2 protein-coding genes are annotated in these 3354 nt (G+C 66.9%); both read left to right on the top strand.

All coding sequences use genetic code 11. From position 1 onward, the window contains the following. Nucleotides 1-225: 225 nt before the first annotated feature. A complete protein-coding gene (locus AB7O82_RS37865; protein ID WP_428621909.1) occupies nt 226-1545 on the top strand; it encodes an LLM class flavin-dependent oxidoreductase in 1320 nt (439 codons plus the stop codon). Between the two features lie 169 nt (nt 1546-1714). Next, a complete protein-coding gene (locus AB7O82_RS37870) occupies nt 1715-2752 on the top strand; it encodes an LLM class F420-dependent oxidoreductase (RefSeq protein WP_428621911.1) in 1038 nt (345 codons plus the stop codon). Nucleotides 2753-3354: the final 602 nt, after the last annotated feature.

A 3354-nucleotide genomic window follows, 5' to 3' on the forward strand; every position in this document is an offset into this window, starting at 1 on the left:
GAGTTTTGATCTGGATCAATGGGCGGGTGCGCCATGATCATTCTCCTCCCCACGCCCCGCGTGGGGAGGTGTCGCCGTCTTACGGCAACGATGGGGTCATGCGTCTTCCGGACCGCGGGCGTCTCGCCCGCTCATATCATGACATGAGCGGGCGAGACGCCCGCGGTCCAAGAGAGCATGACCCCCTCCCGGAGCGTGCTACTGTCCCCTCGGGAGGACGCCGTCTTGAAGAAGCCGATGATGCACCTGGCGCAGTTCCTGGTGCACGGGCCGACCTATCACAGCCTGGCGATGTGGCGGCATCCGCGGACCGCGGCGGCCGGCTACGACTGGGCGCGGCCCGACCTCTACCAGCACATCGCCCGGGTCTGCGAGCGCGGCAAGCTCGACATGCTGTTCTTCGCCGATCTCAACTACGTCTCCGACACCTATTGCGGCTCGCTCGCCCCCGCCCTGCGCAACGCCACCCAGGCGCCCGAGCACGACCCGATCCCGCTGCTCTCGTTCATGGCCGCCGTCACGACGCGGATCGGCCTCGGCGCCACCTACTCGGTCAGCCACCAGCATCCGTTCCACGCGGCGCGGCTGTGGGCGACGCTCGACCATCTGACTCGCGGGCGCGCGGCGTGGAATGTCGTGACCACGCTCAACCACAACCAGTCGGCCAATTTCGGCGAGGAGCTGCGGCCGGTCGACGAACGCTACGATCGCGCCGAGGAATTCGTCGAGGTCTGCCGCAAGCTGTGGAGCAGCTGGGAGGCGGACGCGGTGGTCATGGATCGGGCCAAGGGCCTGTTCGCCGATCCCGAAAAGGTGCACCGCATCGAGCATGTCGGCCGCTTCTTCAAATCGCGCGGGCCACTCAATGTCGTGCCCTCGCCGCAAGGCGGACCCGCCATCCTGCAGGCCGGTACGTCGGGCAAGGGCCGCACCTTCGCCGCCCGCCACGCCGACGCGATCTTCGCCATCCAGCCCAACCTCGCCGGCGCCAAGGCCTACTACGACGACATCAAGCGCGGCGTCGTCGAGGCCGGCCGCCCAACCCATGCCTGCAAGATCCTGTTCGGGGTCCAGCCGATCATCGGCGCGTCGCGCGCCGAAGCCGAGAATCGGCAGGCCGAGCACAATGCCCTGGTCCCTCTCGAGGGTGGGCTCGCCATCCTGTCGGGTCACCTCGACTTCGACCTGGCGCAGCTGCCGCTCGACACCATCATGGCGCATCGCACGGAACCCAAGCTGCAGCGCATGCAGACGCGCTACCGCACCATGACGGGCGAGCTGCTGACCTTGCGCGAGGTGGCGCAGAACCACGGCCAGAGCGTCGGGCTGCCGCAGATGGTCGGCACGCCGACCGACATCGCCGACCAGCTCGAAGCCTATTTCGACGCCGTCGGCGGCGACGGCTTCATGCTGTCGCCGATCTACTGCCCGGGCGCGATCGAGGAATTCGTCGATCTCGTCGTGCCGGAGTTGCAGCGCCGTGGCCGTTTCAGGCGTGACTATGCCGGAACGACGCAACGCGACCACCTCCAGCAGGATTCGTGATCTGCGCTCCGACGAAGGCAAAGGCCCTTCTTGGACGCGGGCGTCCCGCCCGCTCATCATCGCCATGAGCGGCGGGACGCCCGCGGTCCGGGAGGGACCTTTCCTTTGAGCGGCATGTGGTCCAGAAGGACCCTGCAGACAGATCCGCACGTTCGCAGGGGGAAACGCAATGAAACTCGGCCTCGCCATCGGCTACTCCCGCGCCAATCTCGACATCCCGGTGAAGCTGGTGCAGCGCGCCGAGGAGCTCGGCTACGATTCGGTGTGGACGGCGGAGGCCTACGGCTCCGATGCGGTGACGCCGCTGGCGTTCCTGGCCGCGCACACCAGCCGCATCAAGCTCGGCACCGGGATCATGCAGCTTGCCGCGCGCACGCCGGCCAACGCCGCCATGTCGGCGGCGACCGTCGACGCCATGGCGGGCGGCGGCCGCTTCATCGCCGGGCTCGGCGTCTCCGGCCCGCAGATCGTCGAGGGCTGGTACGGCCAACCGTGGGGCAAGCCCTACTGGCGCATGCGCGACTACGTGGCGATCATGCGCAAGATCTTCGCTCGCGAGGCCCCCGTGACCCACGACGGGCGCGAGATCGCGCTGCCCTACACCGGGCCCGGCTCAGCCGGGCTGGCCAAGCCGTTGAAGTCGATCCTGCACATGAACCCCGACATCCCGATCTATCTCGCGACCGGCAACGAATCGACCGTCAAGCTGACTGCGGAGATCGCCGACGGCTGGCTGCCCATGGGCTTCGTGCCGGGCGCGATGGAAGAGTTCCGGCCATGGCTCGAGGAGGGCTTCCGCCGGGCCGGCAACGGCAAGAGCTTCAAGGATTTCACCATCCAGGCCTCGGTCCACGTCGAGGTCGACAACGACGTCAAGGCGGCGCTCGCCCGGCTGAAGCCGGAAGTGGCGCTCTATGTCGGCGGCATGGGCCACCGGACGAAGAACTTCCACAACGACATCATGGTGCGCCGCGGCTTCGGCGACGCCGCCAGGCGCATCCAGGAGCTTTACCTCGCGGGCCATAAGGACGAGGCCATCGCCGCCGTGCCCGACGAATGGGTCGACCTCAAGTCGCTGGTCGGCCCGGCCGCCCGCATCCGCGAGCGCTATCGCGCCTGGGAGGATTGCGGCGCCGACTCGCTCAGCGTGCGCTCGCGCCAGCCCGAGGCGATCGAGGTGATGGCGCAGGCGGCGCGGCTGAACTGAGCTTGCTGCGAGGCCTGCCCGCGCTCGCCGGCGATGAGCTCGGAGGACGGTAAACGGAGAGAGATCTCACGCCGCAAACTTTTCACGGCCCGATTTTGCGTCATTTGCGTCTTTGCGTCAGTGCCCTTTTGAAATCAAGCACTTGCGACTGACGCAAAATGAGGAGCCGGGGTCCTTTTGCGTCAGTCGGGTGTCTTGCGTCAGCGTGGGGGTGACCATCAGCCGGGTCGCCGCCGTGCCACAGGTGCCGAACCGCTGGATGTGACTCCGATGCCGACCGGCCACGACCGCAGGCTTGCGCATGATCCATCCTCCCTGATGCTGCGCGTTCGCTGGTGACGCTTCGTCGCCAGCCTCTGCCAAGCTAGGCGGGATCATCGCGATGTCAATACGGGCCCCACGGAAAGAGCCCCAATCGAGTACCAGAATGGACTCATTCTGATCAGGTTCGAGTGCGCTCGCGTCGCGTTCAGGGGATTTTCTTGAACGGACTATTGTGATCCGTTTCACACTGGTCTTGCACCCTGCCGTGCTAGGCTTTCACGCCACGCGTCCCTGACATGGCTTGTGGATGACACCGCGGGACACCCTTCGTCTGCGCC

Source organism: Reyranella sp., from assembly GCF_050185545.1.
GTDB lineage: Bacteria > Pseudomonadota > Alphaproteobacteria > Reyranellales > Reyranellaceae > Reyranella.

Excerpts from the sequence above, each read along its gene's own strand:
- AB7O82_RS37870 (WP_428621911.1), top strand. The coding sequence starts at position 1,715 with ATGAAACTCGGCCTCGCCATCGGCTACTCCCGCGCCAATCTCGACATC.